This is a genomic window from Paenarthrobacter sp. YAF11_1 (assembly GCF_052113445.1).
Taxonomy (GTDB): Bacteria; Actinomycetota; Actinomycetes; order Actinomycetales; family Micrococcaceae; genus Arthrobacter.
In genome coordinates this window covers 191,016-208,239 of the sequence record NZ_JBFRDF010000004.1, presented here as the reverse complement: position 1 = coordinate 208,239, position 17,224 = coordinate 191,016, and the positions used below count along the sequence as shown (strand labels likewise).

17 protein-coding genes are annotated in these 17,224 nt (G+C 62.3%); 9 read left to right on the top strand and 8 right to left on the bottom strand.

What is annotated here, in order from left to right:
- Window positions 1–76: 76 nt before the first annotated feature.
- From AB4Y77_RS08510 to AB4Y77_RS08500, 3 genes are all read left to right on the top strand, one after another.
- Window positions 77–1,720 (top strand): hypothetical protein, encoded by a 1,644-nt coding sequence (locus AB4Y77_RS08510; RefSeq protein ID WP_442013585.1) that lies wholly within the window; start codon window positions 77–79, stop codon window positions 1,718–1,720.
- A gap of 3 nt (window positions 1,721–1,723) precedes the next feature.
- Window positions 1,724–2,425, top strand: a complete 702-nt coding sequence (locus tag AB4Y77_RS08505) for a hypothetical protein (RefSeq protein WP_442013584.1) — start codon at window positions 1,724–1,726, stop codon at window positions 2,423–2,425.
- Between the two features lie 172 nt (window positions 2,426–2,597).
- The gene (locus AB4Y77_RS08500) at window positions 2,598–2,999 is read left to right on the top strand and encodes a hypothetical protein (RefSeq protein ID WP_442013583.1); all 402 of its coding nucleotides are present in this window, start codon (window positions 2,598–2,600) and stop codon (window positions 2,997–2,999) included.
- 9 nt (window positions 3,000–3,008) lie between these two features.
- Here AB4Y77_RS08500 and AB4Y77_RS08495 read toward each other — a convergent pair whose 3' ends face one another.
- The 4 genes from AB4Y77_RS08495 to dnaK form a co-directional block, all read right to left on the bottom strand.
- Window positions 3,009–3,440, bottom strand: a complete 432-nt coding sequence (locus AB4Y77_RS08495) for a heat shock protein transcriptional repressor HspR (RefSeq protein ID WP_442013582.1) — start codon at window positions 3,438–3,440, stop codon at window positions 3,009–3,011.
- A 10-nt stretch (window positions 3,441–3,450) separates the two neighbouring features.
- On the bottom strand, window positions 3,451–4,434 hold the full coding sequence (locus AB4Y77_RS08490; protein WP_311214872.1) for a DnaJ C-terminal domain-containing protein: 984 nt from the start codon (window positions 4,432–4,434) through the stop codon (window positions 3,451–3,453).
- An 88-nt stretch (window positions 4,435–4,522) separates the two neighbouring features.
- Entirely contained in the window at window positions 4,523–5,182 is a 660-nt protein-coding gene (locus tag AB4Y77_RS08485; protein ID WP_442013581.1) for a nucleotide exchange factor GrpE, read from the bottom strand.
- A 2-nt stretch (window positions 5,183–5,184) separates the two neighbouring features.
- Window positions 5,185–7,050: a molecular chaperone DnaK gene (dnaK, locus tag AB4Y77_RS08480; protein WP_311214870.1), complete on the bottom strand. Its 1,866-nt coding sequence runs from the start codon at window positions 7,048–7,050 to the stop codon at window positions 5,185–5,187.
- A 252-nt stretch (window positions 7,051–7,302) separates the two neighbouring features.
- Between dnaK and AB4Y77_RS08475 the strand changes: the two genes are divergently transcribed.
- Window positions 7,303–7,860: a hypothetical protein gene (locus AB4Y77_RS08475; RefSeq protein WP_442013580.1), complete on the top strand. Its 558-nt coding sequence runs from the start codon at window positions 7,303–7,305 to the stop codon at window positions 7,858–7,860.
- On the opposite strand, the gene AB4Y77_RS08470 is transcribed toward AB4Y77_RS08475, so the two are convergent.
- From AB4Y77_RS08470 to AB4Y77_RS08460, 3 genes are read right to left on the bottom strand one after another with little or no spacing between them, the layout of a single operon-like run.
- Window positions 7,835–8,722 carry a DUF817 domain-containing protein gene (locus AB4Y77_RS08470; protein WP_442013579.1) on the bottom strand — a complete coding sequence of 296 codons (888 nt, stop codon included), beginning with the start codon at window positions 8,720–8,722 and terminating at the stop codon, window positions 7,835–7,837. The genes AB4Y77_RS08475 and AB4Y77_RS08470 overlap by 26 nt on opposite strands.
- Window positions 8,715–9,506, bottom strand: a complete 792-nt coding sequence (locus AB4Y77_RS08465) for an oxygenase MpaB family protein (protein ID WP_311214867.1) — start codon at window positions 9,504–9,506, stop codon at window positions 8,715–8,717. Before AB4Y77_RS08465 ends, AB4Y77_RS08470 begins: the two co-directional genes overlap by 8 nt.
- 17 nt (window positions 9,507–9,523) lie before the next feature.
- Window positions 9,524–10,267 (bottom strand): TetR/AcrR family transcriptional regulator, encoded by a 744-nt coding sequence (locus AB4Y77_RS08460; protein ID WP_442013578.1) that lies wholly within the window; start codon window positions 10,265–10,267, stop codon window positions 9,524–9,526.
- 144 nt (window positions 10,268–10,411) lie between these two features.
- Between AB4Y77_RS08460 and AB4Y77_RS08455 the strand changes: the two genes are divergently transcribed.
- The 3 genes from AB4Y77_RS08455 (at window position 10,412) to AB4Y77_RS08445 (ending at window position 13,043) form a co-directional block, all read left to right on the top strand.
- Entirely contained in the window at window positions 10,412–11,344 is a 933-nt protein-coding gene (locus AB4Y77_RS08455; protein WP_442013577.1) for an NAD-dependent epimerase/dehydratase family protein, read from the top strand.
- A gap of 296 nt (window positions 11,345–11,640) precedes the next feature.
- Window positions 11,641–12,573, top strand: coding sequence for a DUF3800 domain-containing protein (locus AB4Y77_RS08450; RefSeq protein ID WP_261610713.1), 933 nt, complete (start codon window positions 11,641–11,643; stop codon window positions 12,571–12,573).
- Window positions 12,574–12,602: 29 nt separating this feature from the next.
- Complete coding sequence (locus AB4Y77_RS08445; RefSeq protein WP_442013576.1) at window positions 12,603–13,043, top strand: hypothetical protein; 441 nt, start codon at window positions 12,603–12,605, stop codon at window positions 13,041–13,043.
- Window positions 13,044–13,193: 150 nt separating this feature from the next.
- Here the strand turns inward: AB4Y77_RS08445 and AB4Y77_RS08440 are convergent, their stop codons facing one another.
- On the bottom strand, window positions 13,194–14,045 hold the full coding sequence (locus tag AB4Y77_RS08440; protein WP_311214864.1) for a phytanoyl-CoA dioxygenase family protein: 852 nt from the start codon (window positions 14,043–14,045) through the stop codon (window positions 13,194–13,196).
- Between the two features lie 112 nt (window positions 14,046–14,157).
- On the opposite strand from AB4Y77_RS08440, the gene AB4Y77_RS08435 reads away from it, so the two are divergent.
- The gene (locus tag AB4Y77_RS08435; RefSeq protein WP_442013575.1) at window positions 14,158–15,003 is read left to right on the top strand and encodes an AraC family transcriptional regulator; all 846 of its coding nucleotides are present in this window, start codon (window positions 14,158–14,160) and stop codon (window positions 15,001–15,003) included.
- A 160-nt stretch (window positions 15,004–15,163) separates the two neighbouring features.
- Window positions 15,164–17,179 (top strand): hypothetical protein, encoded by a 2,016-nt coding sequence (locus AB4Y77_RS08430; RefSeq protein WP_442013574.1) that lies wholly within the window; start codon window positions 15,164–15,166, stop codon window positions 17,177–17,179.
- The last annotated feature ends 45 nt before the right edge of the window (window positions 17,180–17,224 follow it).

Sequence of the window (17,224 nt, the reverse complement as noted above, 5' to 3'; positions counted from 1 at the left end):
TGGCCCGCTCATCCGGGCACACCACAAGCCATTGAATGGAGCAGGAATGATGCAATTAAGGGACCCGGGGGTTGTCATGACACCCGATGCGCTGGGCGCGCTGCAGCCTACGCGCTTCAGCGCCAGCCGAACGCTGGTCACCAAGATGGTCCAGGAGCGCTGGGTCATCTCCCGGGCAGAGTTCGACATCGACGCTTCCGGCCAAGGAAACGCCCGCTATCACGTGGCCGTCAATGACGACTGGTCCTTCGAATTTGTGGTGTTCTCCAACGCACCCAAGGAGGGCGTTGAACGGACAGACCGAATCATCGGAAGCCACTGGGACATGATGGGTGCGCTCATTGAGGGCGCCGCGGGTGACGAACGCATTGAGCAAACCAAGCGTGAGCTACCCAAACTTTACGGCGGACGGGCAGCCCCCGGAACCTTGATCTGGTGCCGAGCCAACCGCAGCATGCGGGCCTTTGACCTCACAGTTGAGGCGTTGTCCCGGGGCGAACAACCGCCGGCAAGGGTGCTGGGAGCTGTTTGCTACCTCATGCGGAACACCGGTTTGGACGGAAACGGGACCTTCGGCACCCGCTCCTTCGCGGCCTACGAGCCCGATCACCCACTACGGACGCCGTATCACGCCCAGATGTTGACGTCGTACCTGATGCGCGAGTTCAGCCTTGATCTCGCGGAACACATGGCTGCAGCCCAGAGCCGGTCCGCTGTAGCACTGAGCTATGAGTTCCGTCGTTTTCTTGGACTCGGCAACGCTTCCGGGCTCGGCTTGGTGTTGTTCGCCAAGAACCACCCCGGGATGGTGGACCGTTGGATCACACTGCGGGAATCAAGCCTGGCCGAGGCACGGGATCTGGTACTGGTTGCAGATGCACCGGAACTGGATCGGCTGGACTCATTGTTGGAACGTGCGGTGAGCTACAAAGCCAAAGACCGGATGCGGTACACGTATCAGCCTGCTGCGGAGCTGGTCAGTTCGGAGCTTGCCCAACTCCGCTCGCGGCTTGCCAATTTGAGGAAAACCGCAGGCGAACCCGGCAAACTGTTGGAGTCCCTTTATCAGGCGTCCACGGACTTCACGTCCGAAACACAGGAAATCCTGAGCGCCTTGCTGATGGAACTGCTGCCGGCCCCGGAGAATATGTCCACCCTGATCACCGTGGAAGAGCACGCCCCGGCGTCGCCCGCCACACGAGTCAGTGTGCTCCTGGACATTATTGCCAAGGACTACGCCTGGGCAACGGCGGTGGATTTGGATGAACCGTCTGCCCTGCACTTCGCCTGGTACAAGTCCGCGAATGCCGAAGAGCCACGCCGCGGTCCGCTCAAGGAGCTTCCGGGAATATTCGACGACATGACCTTGGACCTGCCACAGAAGCTGCAGCAACTGATCCCCCTTCTCAGGGACATGGATCCAACCAGGACCGCCGGGTCCGTTTCGCGCCAGTTCCCTGAGTACCGCGCCACCATTGAACGCCTGCTCGCGCTGCGGGACACCAGTTATCACACCGTTCGGGCCAACACCCGTGACGAGCATTTCAACCCAGCCCACATCATCCGACTTTTCAACAGCGCGTTCTACGGCCTGGACAAAACCAAGGAAGACGGGCCCGTTGGCGTTGTAGGAGTCCTGTTCCACGGCGCCCCCACTCCCACAGAGATCGCCCACGGAACGGGCCAGGACTGGCTGTTCCCCGCAGAACCAGAGGACTAAACAATGAGCGATTCAAAACTGACGCCCCCGCCCGGCAAAGCAGCAATGTCCGTCCGCGAATGCCGGCTCATCCTGGAGCGGCTGTTGGTCGCTTCCGGCTCCTTGCCAGGGGAAGTACCCGCAGCCCGTGATGCCCTCCTGGCTGCGGAGGTCCACGGACTCGGCCTGCTTCACCTGATCCATGCCCATCCGTTGAGCCTTCCCGGCGAGCCGGTGCATTACGACGAAACCGGACCTGCCGTCGTCGTCGATGGCGCAGGCCGCCTGTCAGCGCTCCTGATTCCGGCGCTGCGGGACATCATTCTTGAACGCGTCACTGTGGACATTTCCGTCCGCAATATCAGCGCACCAGAGCTGCTGCAGGCGCTTGACTCCGTCCCGGAGCTGGATTCCAGTCGAATCTCGGTGTCCGTTGCTGCTGATTCCGGGGCTGTTGTCAGCGCGTTGCCCGCCGACGACGTTGAAGCTGCAGCACGACGTGCCGCGCGCACCCAGCGCATCACCGACGCCCACCTGAACGGTCTCCCCGTGCCGGGTGTCGTGTGGCTCGAGCTGTACCAGCGGTCCAATGCAGCACTGCTGGGCGAGTCCGCCGAAACCCGCAGTCATGCAGGCTACAAGGACGTGGATGAGACGGGAAGGATCGTCAAGCAAATGGACGACGACGTCGATGTTGAGTTTGCGCTGCAGCAGTTGGCCGGCTGAGGTACTGCGCAGACAGCTCCGCCCTTGGTTCTCGTTGACGGGAACCAAGGGCGGAGCGTGTTCCTGCGCGGTCTCGACTTACCAAGGGTTCTCAGCATGCTTACGATGGTGTGGCGGGTTACGGCCTGCTCATGCACGGACTATCGAACGCCGACGGAAAGTTGAACTCCCCATGGCACGACGAAGCTCAAAGAAAGCACCAAGCATCACTGAAGCCGTTCAAAGGCGCCGCGGACCGGGAAGGGCCATCTGGCTCATCGCCGCGGGCCTCGTCGCTGGCATAGCGGGTGGGGTTTTTGGCTTCCGGATGCTGGTCCAGCCCGGCGAAGCTGAGCCGGCCAAAAAACCGCAGACGCAACCCGACGAGATTCTTGTCAGGGAAGAACCCGTGGAGATCTCCACGAGGATGCGGCCTGGCGAATGGACTGAAGAGTCGCTGCAGGAGCATCTTGAGGATTACCGGCAGCAAATCCGTGACATGGGTGCCATGGAATCGCAGATCGTCACCAACGTTGAGCGGACCGAAGAAGGTGCTGCACGCGTGGTGGTCAGCTGGGACCGGAGCCGGGCTTAGCTCCAGTGGCTAAGCGCGGCTCTCCCCCGTTCGCGGCCTCCACACCACAACAGCCTGCGACCGGGCCCGGGGACGCTGCCCACGGGCCAAACTAACGACGTCGCCCGCCGCACCTGCCGCGAAGATACGGGCATCCAACGGTGAGCGACGGCGGGACAGCTCCTCCGTCAGTTCGGTCACCCGGTACTGCAACGCAGCAACCTGGTTTTCGAGGTCGAGGATGCGTTTGATGCCCTCAAGCGAGACGCCTGACTGCGAGAGCCGCTGGACCTCCCGCAGCTTGTTGACGTCGTTCTCCGAGTAGCGGCGGGACTTCCCGGGAGCACGGCTGGGCGAAACGATGCCCAAGCGGTCGTACTGGCGCAACGTCTGCGGATGCATGTCGGCAAGCTCCGCAGCGACGGAGATGACAAAGATCGGCTGGTTGACGTCGATGGCCATGACCGCCTCCTTACAACCGGGCCTTTGCGGCCAGGTCGTGACGCGGGTCCGCGTCGGTGGTGGCGGCAGCGAACGCCTTCACGGCTTCCTCCGCTTCCTTGTTCAGGTTCTGCGGGACAGCGACGTCGATGGTCACCAACAGGTCTCCGGTCGCCTTGGACGTTTTCACGCCACGGCCCTTGACCCGGAGGGTACGGCCCGACGGCGTTCCGGCCGGGACGCGCACCTTGACGGTGTCGCCGTCGAGCGTGGGAACCTCGATGGTGGCGCCAAGCGCCGCCTCCGCGAACGTGACGGGCACGTGGATGCGGATGTTGTCGCCGTCGCGGTGGAAGAAGTCATGCGGCTTCACGCTCACCGTGATGATGAGATCGCCATTGCCGGCAGGGCCAACGTTGCCTTTGCCGCGCTGGCGGACTTTCTGACCGTCCTTGATGCCGGCGGGGATCTTGACGTCGATCACGTTGCCGTTGCTTTCGCGCAGGCTCACCGTGGTGCCCTTGATGGAGCCGGCAAACGAGATGGACGTGGTCGCCGTCCGGTCGGCGCCCTTCTGCGGGGCACGCTGGAACCCGGTGGGGCCAGCTCCACCGAAGCCGCCACCGAACAGGTCGGCAAACTCGGGCGGGATACCGCCACCACCGGCAGGCTGACGAGCGCCAGGCCCACCGCCGAACAAGCCACCGAACAGGTCCTCGAACCCGCCGTTGGCTCCGGCACCACCACGGCCGGCGCCAGCACCCGGAGCAAACCGGGCACCGCCCATGGCACGGATGGCGTCATACTGCTGCCGGTCCTCAGGACTCGACAACACCGAGTAAGCCTCGGAAATGTCCTTGAACTTCTTCTCCGCAGCAGCATCCCCGGAATTGGTATCAGGGTGGTACTGCCGGGCGAGCTTGCGGTAAGCCTTCTTAATATCCGCGTCGGACGCGTCCTTGGCGATACCAAGGATCGCGTAAAAATCCTTTTCAACCCAGTCCTGGCTGGCCAAGAGCGTTTCCTTTCGTTGAAGAACGAGATGGCAGTTCGCGCCAATGTTTTAGTAAATCACTGTCACGAACTGCCATCTCGGTGAGTAACTACGCCGGGACAGCCACGATGACCTGGGCTGCACGCAGGACCCGCTCGCCGGAGCGGTATCCGGAGCGCAGCACCTGGCTGACCGTGTCAACCTCGATGTCTTCGCCGGGCTGCTGGATGAGTGCTTCGTGGATGGTGGGGTCGAATTCGACTCCGGTATCCGCGATGCGTTCCAGTCCGTACGTCTTCAGCGCGTTCTCCAGCTTGGCGGCGATGGCGGCAAAAGGGCCGTCTTCGAGGTCACCGTGCTGGCGTGCGGCGTCGACGTCGTCCAGCACCGGGAGCAGGGAGTTGAGGACGCCGATGACGGCCATCTCTCCTGCTACGGCGCGGTCGCGTTCGACGCGCTTGCGGTAGTTGACGTACTCAGCCTGAAGGCGGAGGAGGTCGTTGCGGAGCTCCGCTGCCTGGGCTTCAGCCGCGGCACCGGAGGCTACCGATTCCTCGGCCGGAACCTCTACCCCGTTGAGGATTTCCTCAGCTTGGGACAGGGCGTCACCGTCCGTGGGAGCGGCGTTGCCTTCGGTGGGAGCCGCAGCTTCGCTGTCAGGCTGACGTGCTTCGCCGGTCTCCGGGTCAACCTTGCGGTTGTCCCGAATAACTGGCTTGCGCGGCTCGTTGCCTTCAGAGTGCTCTGCTTCGTTGCCGTGGTGAGGCATGGCTACTTCTTCGCTTCGTCTTCGTCGATGATCTCGGCGTCGACGATGTCTTCGTCATCGGCGGCCTTTTCACCGGCGGGAGCGCCTTCAGCGCCGGCACCCGGAGCATCAGCTGCGGAGGCCTGCGAGTAGATGGCTTCGCCGAGCTTGGTCTGCGATGCCTGGAGCTTCTCGAACGCAGTCTTCACGGCGGCGTCGTCAGTGCCTTCCAGCGCGGACTTGAGGGCGTCGACGTCGGCCTTGACCTCAGTCTTGACCTCTTCGGGCAGCTTGTCGTCGTTGTCGGCGATCAGCTTGTCCACAGAGTAGGCGAGCTGCTCAGCGGAGTTACGGGTGTCCGTAGCTTCGCGGCGGGCCTTGTCCTCTGCAGCGTGCTCTTCCGCTTCACGGACCATGCGGTCGATGTCGTCCTTGGACAGTGCCGTGCCACCAGTGATGGTCATGGACTGTTCCGTGCCGGTGCCCTTGTCCTTGGCGGATACGTGGACGATGCCGTTGGCGTCGATGTCGAAGGTGACCTCGACCTGCGGAACGCCACGCGGTGCCGGAGCGATTCCGGTCAGTTCGAACGTGCCCAGCGGCTTGTTGTCGCGGGTGAATTCACGCTCGCCCTGGAAGACCTGGATGGCCACGGACGGCTGGTTGTCGTCAGCGGTGGTGAAGGTCTCGGAACGCTTGGTGGGGATAGCCGTGTTGCGCTCGATGAGGTGCGTCATGACGCCACCCTTGGTTTCGATGCCGAGGGACAGCGGGGTGACGTCGATGAGGAGGACGTCCTTGCGCTCGCCCTTCAGGACACCGGCCTGCAGTGCAGCACCAACGGCCACAACTTCGTCCGGGTTGACGCCCTTGTTGGGCTCCTTGCCGCCGGCGAGTTCCTTGACGAGCTCGGAAACAGCAGGCATACGGGTGGAGCCACCGACGAGGACGATGTGATCGATGTCGGAAACCTTGATGCCGGCTTCGGCGATGACGTCCTGGAACGGCTTCTTGGTGCGGTCCAGCAGGTCCTTGGTGAGGTCCTGGAACTTGGCGCGGGTCAGCTGCTCGTCCAGGTGAACCGGACCGTCGGGGGTGACGGAGAGGTACTGGAGGGAGATGTTGGTGCTGGTGGAGGAGGACAGTTCCTTCTTGGCCTGCTCTGCAGCTTCACGGAGACGCTGGAGGGCGATCTTGTCCTTGGAGAGGTCGATGCCCTTGATCTTGAGCTGGCTCAGGAGCCACTCGACGACGCGGTTGTCCCAGTCGTCGCCACCGAGACGGTTGTCACCGGCGGTTGAGCGGACCTGGATGGTGGAGAAGTTGTCTTCGTCCTTGCCGACTTCGAGGAGGGAAACGTCGAACGTTCCGCCACCGAGGTCGAAGACCAGGATGAGTTCGTCTTCCTTGCCCTTGTCCAAGCCGTAGGCCAGTGCAGCCGCGGTGGGCTCGTTGACAATGCGGAGGACGTTGAGGCCAGCGATTTCGCCGGCTTCCTTGGTGGACTGGCGCTCGGCGTCGTTGAAGTAGGCCGGAACGGTGATCACAGCGTCGGTGACCTTTTCGCCCAAGTAGCTCTCGGCGTCGTTCTTGAGCTTCATGAGGATACGCGCGGAGATTTCCTGCGGCGTGTACTTCTTGTCATCGATGGCGACGTTCCAGTCGGTGCCCATATGGCGCTTGACGGAAGCGATGGTGCGGTCGATGTTGTTGACGGCCTGGCGCTTGGCAATTTCGCCGACCAGGACTTCGCCGGACTTGGAGAACGCAACGACGGACGGCGTGGTGCGGCCGCCTTCTGCGTTGGCGATAACGGTGGGCTCGCCACCTTCGAGAACAGAGACCACGGAGTTGGTGGTTCCGAGGTCGATACCTACTGCACGTGACATATCTTGTTTCCTTTCAATGGCCGATGTTGGAGATTGCACCTGACAGCGGTCCGCTGGGCGGTCTACGTGCCGGAAGCCTGCTCAACAATCGGCTAGTTGAGCGTTCTGCACTCAACTGTACTCAGCCTCAGTTTTAAGTCAATCCAAAGTTGAGCGAAGTACGCTCAACTTTGCTTTCCAAACCGAAAAGTTCCCCGGAATCACGGGGCCCAGGGGCTGGTTTCGCCGTCGGTGAACTGCGAGACTGGCGCGATGAAGCTCACTGGATTCCTGCCCCCGGACGAGTTCTGGGCCATGAATGACCGGATGGATCAACAGGTCCGGGACGGCGCCGGACTTCTCCCGCTTTTCAGGATCAATACCTGGGAAGGCCCAATGATGCTGGGCTCCTGGCAATTGGATGGCAGCGAAGGCGGGGTGATGCACGGGAACGCTTTTTCCCCGGCGGGCCCGCTGGTGGAAGTGGTCACAACAACCCAGGATCCCGGCGAGACTGCCAGAAACCGATGGCGCGCTTCGGCCGGAATCCCGCACAATCTGGAGGAGCTTCAGCGCCAGAACGCGAAGTTCAGCGCCCTCACCAATAGGCGCATAACCATCACGGTGGACGGCGTGGCCACGGACTTCACTTTCTGGCCCGGAAAAGGATCTTGGCTCGCTGCCGCCGCGACCGGAATCTTCAGCATCGTCATCGACGCCCAACGCAACCCGCCCGTGCCTGAAAGCGTGAGCCTCAGCCGGGTCCCCGACGTCGAGCCCTTGCTTCAAGCGCGCCGCAACGCGCTCAAGGCGCTACGCGGCGAAGCCTAGGAAGTTCAACCCCGGCGTCGAGCGGTTCCGGCCTGTACACCCACGCCACCAGCACCACCGAGATGATCATGAGCAGGAACCAAGCCAAAAGCTTGTCGATCGAGACCGCTTGCCAGCCCGCCAACTGGTTCGGATACAGCCACGCTCGCGACCAGGTGCCGATGTTCTCGGCGAACCATATGAACAGGGCCACCAGCAGGAACGACACCAGAATGGGCATGCGGAAACGACGGCGGAACACCCTGAAGTGCATCACGCACCGCCCGTAGACAAGCACGACGGCGGCCAGCAGCACCCAGCGGAGGTCGAGGATGAAGTGGTGCGAGAAGAAGTTCACATAGATCGCGCCAGCAACAATGGCCGTGATCCACCGGCGCGGGTATCGATCGAAGCGGAGGTCGAACAGCCGGAAAACGCGCACCATGTAGGAGCCAACAGCGGCGTACATAAACCCGCTGAACAAGGGCACGGCGCCAATCCGCAGGACGCCTTCGGCCTCGTACGCCCAGGATCCGACGTCCGTCTTGAACAGCTCCATCACCGTGCCCACCACATGGAACAGCACGATCACCCGCAGTTCCCGCAGGGTCTCCAGCTTGAAGGCGATCATCAGGACTTGAATGACGACGGCGGCCAGGGTCAGGAAATCGTTCCGGGCCAGCCCTGCATCCGACGGATACCAGAGTCGGGCCCCGATGATCACGGCGAGCAACGCGGCCCCGAACACGCACGCCCACGCCTGCTTCAGTCCAAAGACCACGAACTCGGTGAGCCCGGCCTGCAGGCGGCCTCCCCGGAACCGGTCCAGGTAGCGGTGGGCAAGGGCGTCGATGGACTCTTCCACCGAGGTGGAGTTACGCATGAAGGACCTCGGCTTCCACAACAAGCCGGCCAAGGTAGTAGTCGCGGGGCCAGTGCCGGATCCGTTGCGGCAGCCGCGGATACACACGACCCATCAGTCGCATGGTCCGCTCGAACCGGCGGGCGTGGCCGGCACTCCACTCAAAACCGAAGCCTTCACGCAGGTGGTCCGGCAACAGGCCGGCGGTCAGGAAGCGTGCCAGTGGCATCGCCAACCGCAGGAACCGCGGACCACCAGCCGGATAGAGCAGGTCCCGGGCAACCCTCAGCGCTTTATCGTCGGGATGGAGTCCGCGCACGTGGCTGTCCCAGTAGGCAGCGAACGCAGCACGGTCGGCCGGCCACCTGTCCGCCGGAAGCTGCAGGGCTGTCCCGATCCGCGCGTACTCGCGGTAAATGCGGTCGGCGGTGTCGTCGTCGAGCTTTCCATGGATCTGCTCGTATACGGTGACGGCGGTGTCGTAGAGGGTGGCGACCACCCACAGCTGCGACTCGGCATCGAAGGCGCTGTATCCCTTGGAGGCGCCCTCCGGTCCGCGGCGAACGGGCGCATGGGCGCGGTTGACGGCGCGACGAACGGCTTTTAACTGCTCCTCGGATCCGTAGACCACCGCATAGACGTACGTCATGGTGGCGCGCAGCCGGTCCATGGGGCGCTCAGCGAAATTGCTGTGCTCGGCTACGCCGTGCCCCACTTTGGGGTCGGCGATTTGCAAAAGAATGGCGCGGCCTGCACCGGCGAGAAGAACACCTTCCGCGCCAATGTCTGCCAGTCCTCGAGCCATCTGAATACTGTAGCGCCCTAGCCTTGGAGCCCCACCACGCCTTGAAGGACGCTGAGCTGATGGTCGAACAGCTCATCGCGGGCGGCGAAGGTATCGCGTCCGTACTGCCCAAAAACCTCGAAGCTGATGGCCCCAAACACGGACGTCCACACCAGGACACCCCGCGCCAAGGTTGCGTCGGGTGCGGCGAGATTCATCTCGCCCCGAATGGTTGCCAGGTCTGCGGCCAACCCGTCGGGAATCACGACGGCGGGACTCACCGTGGCGTTGAGCGCGCCTGCCCGGTAGGCGGCATCGAAGATACCGACGAGGCGGACGATGACCCGCGTTCCAGGGACGGTAGTGCGCTCACCCGGTGCTTGATACCCCGGGACGGGACTGCCGAAAAGGAGGGAATAGCTGGCCGGTTCCCGGATAGCCCACGTTCGCACCGCCTGAGCCAGTGCCCTGAATTGTGCTGCGAAGTCATCCTCCGTCTCGGCATTCACTGCTTCATCGACGTCGTCGCCAAGCTGGTTGTAGGCGTCGATCAGCAGGAGGGTGAGAAGTTCATCGCGGTTCTCCACATAGCGGTACACGGCAGAGGACACGACGCCGAGATCCCTCGCCACTGCGCGGAGGGACAGGGCGGCCGCGCCATGAACAGCAAGGTGCTCGCGACCCAGCCGAACAATGTCGGCGATGGTCTGCGTTCGGGCACGTTCGCGGGGAGTCGAGGGCTTCTCCCTGGCTTCGACGGCGGCGGGTTCGGCTGAAGTCATGATCACAGCTTCCCACAACAGAGAGCGCTGTCAACAAACGAGAGCAGTGCTCTTGACATTGAGTTGGAGAACGTTCATTCTGATTGAGAGAGCACTGCTCTCACTTTTCGACTCTTACGTCATTAGCCCCGGAAGAAGGAACCCATGTACGTCGTCACAGGAGCAGGACCCGTTGGCTACACCGTCGCGGAGCAACTGGCAGAAAAGGGTCATCGAGTCCGGGTTCTGACGCGCTCGGGCAGCGGCCCAGAGCATCCTTTGGTAGAACGGGTCCGGGCGGACGTCTCGGATCCTGCGCAGCTTGATGAGGCGCTGAGGGGCGCAACCGCCGTCTTCCATTGCATCCACGGATCCGCCTACCGGGCATCAGCGTGGGCCGCCGAGCTACCCCACGCCGAGCAGGTGGTGATGGACGCAGCGGCGGCCGCGGGCGCCGTCGTCGTCTTCCCCGAAAGTCTCTACTCGTACAGCGAGCCGGACCGGACCATGACGGAATCGAGCCCGCGGGAAGCAACAGGCGGCAAACGCGGCATTCGGACTGAGTTGCTGAAGGCGCGGCAGGCGCACGCGGCCGACACGGTCAGCGTGGTTGCCGGCGACTTCTTCGGGCCACGCGTGAAGACAGCTCATGCCGGCGAGCGCATGGTGACGCCGATCCTGGCGGGCAAGGCGGTGACGTTCATCGGAGCTACGGGCCAGCCCCACTCCTTCACGTACGTCCCGGACCTCGCAGCGGCAATGATTGCAGCTGCGCAGAAGCCCGAACTCTGGAACAGCGTGCTGCATGCCCCCACCGGCCCGGCCGTGACCCAACGGGAAATGGCCGCAGCCCATGCGACCGCCGCGGGCGTTGCTGCACCCAAGGTGAGCGCCGTACCAGGTTGGGTGCTGCGGGTAGCGGGCATCTTCTCCACGGACATGCGCGAGCTGGCCGAACTCCTGTACCAGTTCGAGCGCCCGTTCGTGATGGACTCGGCCGCGAGCCAGCGACTCCTGGGCCTGGAACCGACTCCCCTGCCGGAAGCTGCAGAAGCAACGATGACGTGGTGGCGCGGCGCTATCAAGGAGGCAAAGTAACTGTCCAAAAGCGGGCTACAGTGGACATCTGGGCCGTGGCCAAACAAGAAACTTGCGCGCACGTCATCTCCTTTGCAGAAGGCGCCCCGTCGTTTCCACACTTGTTACGGTGGAACGGGAGACCTTGAAAATTTGAGAATAGGATCACTGAAGAAATTTCTCATTGGAAAAATGAAGCTGGTTCCTCTAGAGTAGTTTCCGGTAGCGGGTTCCATAGCGGATTACGCGCCATTTCCGAAGCCCGCGCTCTGCGCGGGCTTTCGTGTTCTCCGGCGGAGCAGTTGTAGCATCGAGAAATGCTCATCGCTTATCTGGACGAGTTCGGCCACATCGGTCCATACATCTCGGATTCCCACACGAAGTTCAACACGCATCCGGTCTTCGGATACGCCGGCTTTGTTATGCCCGCTGAGAACGTCCGTGAGTTCGGCGGCTACTTCGAGTACATCAAGGAGAACCTTCTCCGCTTCGAGATCGAGAGAGACGGTGCGCACCCGCGACGCTGGGAGAAGAAGGGCGCCTCTTTGTTCACGACTAAGAACATCGAGCAGTACCCGGAACTGACCAGGGCATTCAAGCGCCTGATGCGCAAACTCGACAAGCTCGGCGGCAAGGTCATCTTCTACGGCCAGGTCAAGCCACTGGGCAGCGCCAAGGAAACCGGCGAAAGTGCCGCAGACCGCAGCGCCCACGCCTTACGTCAAACCCTTCGGAGGCTCAGTTGGCATGCCGGTCGCCTGGACAGGGACATCATGATCGTTCTGGACAGCGTTGACGATAAGCCCCGCCTCGAAGCGGTGTCCGTGATGGCCAGTTTCATCTACTCCAACAGCAAGACCGATCTGCGACGAGTGGTCGAGGCCCCGATGCAAGTCGAGAGCCATCTTTATGCAACCATCCAGTTCGCTGACTGGCTTTGCGCTCTCCTCGGCCGCGCTGCTCACCACCAGTTCGTGGAAAACTCCCAATTCGCGTGGGCTCCAGCAAACTTCTCATCCGTGATAACCAGCGCGTCCTGCTCGGAAGAGTCAAAGATCCTCGTCCCCCAGAACCCAACGAAAAGCGTCCACTCCAAACACCTCTTCAGCGCCCAGAACTGGATTGAACGCACGAAACCAAACCCATCGGTGCGGGCAGCACCGATGCCGGGTCCACGCCCGATCTTTCAACGACTTGCCACCAACAACCCCGAGCTAGCCGAACTCCGCGACAAACTGTCCAGCGGCTAACCACTTCTGCGAGCAAAAAGGGGTAACAAGTGCGAGTCGAGTACGTCGGGAAGAGCGTTGCCGACCTGGATGTGAATGTCAGGAGTGGACCCTCGATCCAGTGTGGTTTCACCTACGGCCTGCGATTCCGCAAGTATGCCCATGACGACATCTTCAAGGAGAGCGTCACTTCCATCAATCCCGCACGAGAGGATGACGCCGACATCCTTGTGCTGGATCCGCATATAGACGACGACCCCTACGAACTCATCGTCGTCGTGGTCGACCAAAAGTGTCTGCAGAACCGCCGACTCTACCAATGGCTTAACCACGCCCTGACCTCGGACCCAGATGCTCCCTCAACTGCTTTGATGTTCGTTCCGGAGGCCCAACCCGGCGAAACGCGGGCCGCTCACATTCTTGGGAAAAGGCTGAATCGTGAACGGGTGGTTGCGGAAGCGTGCTCCTACTATCCGACGCTCGTTGAATGAAGCCCACGACGCCGGAAAAAGAAGTTTCGCTCAATCGGATAGTTCCGTGATCGATTCCTCGCAAAGCCAGAAGCTCCTGGGCCTGGAACCGACTCCCCTGCCGGAAGCTGCAGCGGCCACCGTGGAGTGGTGGAAAGTCGCCGCGGCGGGTTAGAGGCCGTCGTCGTAATTCCAATGCTCCTGCCAGCGCCAATCGATAGGTTCGCTCAGCCGCTGGTAGCGGATGTCGGTGGACAGGCGCATGGTGCCATGGCGGTCCGTGTTGTCCAGAGCGGCATGAACAATATGTGCTGAGTGGACCACGACGTCACCCACCTCGTAGTCGGTGACGAGCCATCTGGCATCGCGCTCGTTCGCCAGCGCCGGAAGATCGGCGGTGATTGAGGCAGCGGGCATCTTCAAGGTTCCCTCGCGCTCCTGGGCCATCACCCAGTGGTGGCTGCCCTCGAGGTAGGCCAAGCCGCCCCGCTCCCGAGGGCAATCGCCCAAAGGTATCCACATGGAGAGCACTCGATCGCTGCCCTCGCGCAGATAGACAAGATCGTAGTGGGCCTGCGTGGCCGTGCCGATGCCGCTTTCGCCCGGTTTGGTGTGTCGGATGATCTTCCGGCGGTGCAGATGGACATCATCCCCAAGGAACCAGGCGAACCAGTCGGCAATCCCCTCCGCAGTGCACAACGCCTGGTACTCCGGTCCCGGCACTATGCGGTCGAAGAGCCCCCGGCGCAACGCAGCACGGTCCACATCACCTGGCGCTGCAAGGCCATCACGCGGATCCGTGCCGGCCGCGTACACATTGGCTTCGCCTAAGGACTCGAAGTAGAACTCCCGGAAATCCAGCAGCTGGTCCGGTTTCAACTGCCCCTTCAAGTAGAGGTAGCCATCCCGGCGGAGCCTTGCCCACAGCGCGTCACGATCCCGGCGCTCGGAAGGGGGTACCGGTTCCAGCTCGGCGAGGCGGGTCTCCGATTCGTCCAGAACATAGCCATTCGAGGTCAACATGTTCTCCACTGTGGCAGTGGCAGGCAGTGAAGTGAATGGACTCCGGTTTGCTGATACTTGGACTTTTGTGCGGCTTGTTTTTGTACTTCGGGTAAGTGCAGCATGGGAGCCTATGGACAATTGGTCAAGCTACCGGCACCCGGCACTCCCCCTTCGTGACCTTGGCCTTGCTTGTCTGGGCGTCGGGGAACAAAGTGGCCTGCTACCGTCCTTTGCCGGCCGGACCCTCAACAGCCACGGCATCGTCCTGGTATCCGAAGGTTCGGGCCATTTTTCTGTTGATGGTAAGAGATTCGAGGTCCGCGCCCCCGCGATCATGTGGCTTTTCCCGGGTGTGAGCCATGGGTACGGACCTGGGCCTGCAGGGTGGAACGAACACTGGCTGTTGTTCACCGGACCTACGGCGAGAGCGTTTGAAGAGTTGGGGTGTTACGTCCGCGACTACCCCGTGCTGCAGATTAATGGTTCCCCGGGAAACACCTTGATGGAAGCACTTGGACTTTTTCCAGCCCTGCGTGCGGCTCTCTCGGTGGGCGGTCACCACTCAGACCTGGACGCTTCCTTACTCTGCCAGCGGGTACTCGTCGAGGCCGGCAAGCATCGCAATCATGGCGCCAGCGGGTCCCCCTTGGATGAGGAGAAACTGCTCACCAGGCTTCATGAGATGGCCCACCTCCCGCTCAGCCTGCCGCAACTGGCCGCTTCAATGGACATGACCGCCTCCGAACTCCGGCACGCAGTCCAGGCTGCCACGGGCGTGGGGCCGAAAGAGCTGGTGATTCAGCTCCGGATGTCGCGTGCCCAATCACTCTTGGCGGACACTGACCTGCCCGTCCAACGCGTCGCCACGCTCACCGGATACGACGATCCCGCCTACTTCAGCCGGCTCTTCACCAAGAAGACCGGGGTTTCTCCGAGCCAATTCCGCCGGGATCATCACCGGAAAAGTCCGCACTGACCTCCACGCAGCCAATGTCTGAAAATGTTCGAATCATGGATTTCCCAGCCCCTGCCTGAAACCCTGAGTGCAGTGCACAGGACGTATCCGGAACGTCCCCAACGACACCACACCACCCAACGATCACTGCCCCACGGGATACTCAATGAGGAGATCTTCCATGTCCACATTTGCCATCAATCGTCGCCAATTGCTGCAGACCGGGGGCATCGGCGGACTCGCCGTAGCACTGTCGGCAATGTCCTCCGGCGCAGCCCATGCTGCACCAGGAAAGCAGACCGCTGGTGGTCCGCAAATCACCGATCTGGGACCCGCCGTCGTGCAGTTTTCCCTGATGAGCTCGCTGCTGGTGGGCGACACCGTCTACATCGGTTCCCGCAACCTCAATCCTGTGCGGATCATCGGCTTCCACCTCCCCACCCGCACCATCACTTCAAGGACAGACCTCGGCTCCGGGTACAGCATTCAAGCCCTGGCTGCTGACTCCACCGGCCGCTACCTCTATGCGGGCGTGCTGCGCGAGGGCATCGATGGGAAGGCAAACCTCTACCGTTGGGACCTCAGCACACCCAATGCTCCTGCAGTGGGTGTCGGCGAAACAGGAGACCGGGACATCCGGGCTTTGGCTGTAGCCCCGGACGGCAAGGTCTACGTTGCCGGTGGCGGGTTGACCACCAATGCACCCTCCCTCTGGGAGTACGATCCCGCCACGAATGCCATGACCAGTTGGGGTGTCCCGGACCCCGGAGCCACCATTGCCCAGGCTGTGGCTGCCACTGCCAGCCAGGTGTACTTCGGCACAGGCAGCACACTGGGAGGCGGCAACGGCTCCAGCCCGGCCCGCCTCTTTGCGTTCGATCGGACAACGAAGTCCTCCACGAACATCCTTCCGGCCGAGGTAGCCACGGGTGTGTCCGTGACTTCGTTGAGCGTTTTGAACGGACAGCTGGGAGTAGGGGTCAAGGGACCAGGAAAGTCCGTGCTGATCAATCTGGCGGACCACTCCAAGTACACGATCATCGCCAAGACCGGCGTGATGTTCCGGCAGTTGGGCAACGACGTTTTCTTCGTCAAGGAGCCGGGCGTCTGGTCCTACAACATGGTCAGCAAGAAGATCACCCAGATCCTCACGGAGGATGTTGGCGCTATGTGGGGCCTGGACGTCTACGGCAACAAGGCTTTGACGGTGTCTTCTTACGATGTCATCGAGGTGGACCCCGTCGCGAAAACTGCCGTGAAGCATGACCTCACCCAGGCCGGAGCGCCGGGCGGACCGCAGTCGTGCATGGGCCTCGCCGCGGGAGCCGGGGACGTTTATGTGGGCGGCACTGGCACCATTGCGCGTCACCAATTGGCCTCAAACCAGGTTTCTTACCTCCGGGCGACGGGCGAGGCCAAGGACGCCGTGGTGGTGGGCGGAATCCTGTTCACGGGCCAGTACAACTCCAGGGGCATCTACTCCTACGATCCCTCCACCGGGCAACTCCCCTATCAAGTGGCTGCCCTCCCTGCCGGGCAAAACCGCCCGCTGGATGTCTGCTGGGACGCCGTCAACGGGCTGGTCATTGCCGGCGCGCAGAACGATACCGGCGGAGGCGGCTGCTTCGCCGCCTATAACCCGGTGACAACGCAGGTCATCACCAAGGTCAATCCAATCGATGCCCTCCAGATGGTCCGGGCCGTGGCCACCAAGGATGGAGTGGCCTACCTCGGCGGGGACAACATCTACGCCACCGGCCCCCGGAGCACCGTGGTTGCCTGGGATCCGGTAGCAAACCAGGAGTTGTGGCGCCTTGATCCGGGCCAGCCCCAAGGGATCGCAGCAATGGCCATCCACGGCAAGTACCTCTACGGCATGTCCCGCAAGGCTGCGGGCCTGTTCGTCATTGACCTCGACACCCGTCAAGTGGTTCACCGGGGCGACCTGAGCAGCGTCTGCACGGACTTCGGCGCCCTCCAGGTCAGCCGTGGGATTGTCTACGGAGTATCCGACACCACTGTGTTCCGCATAGACCCGATCACGTTCGCGACGTCCGTTGTTGTGGCAGACATCAATGGCGGCTGGTACAGCGGGCCCCACATCACAGCCGACGAGGACGGTCTGCTGTACACCCTCCGGGGACCCAACCTCGTGCGGATTGACGATCAGCAGGCGATGCAAACCATGCGGCGCTAGGCCGAATCCAAGTAGCAGCAGATGCCGTTTTGAGCTCTCAAAACG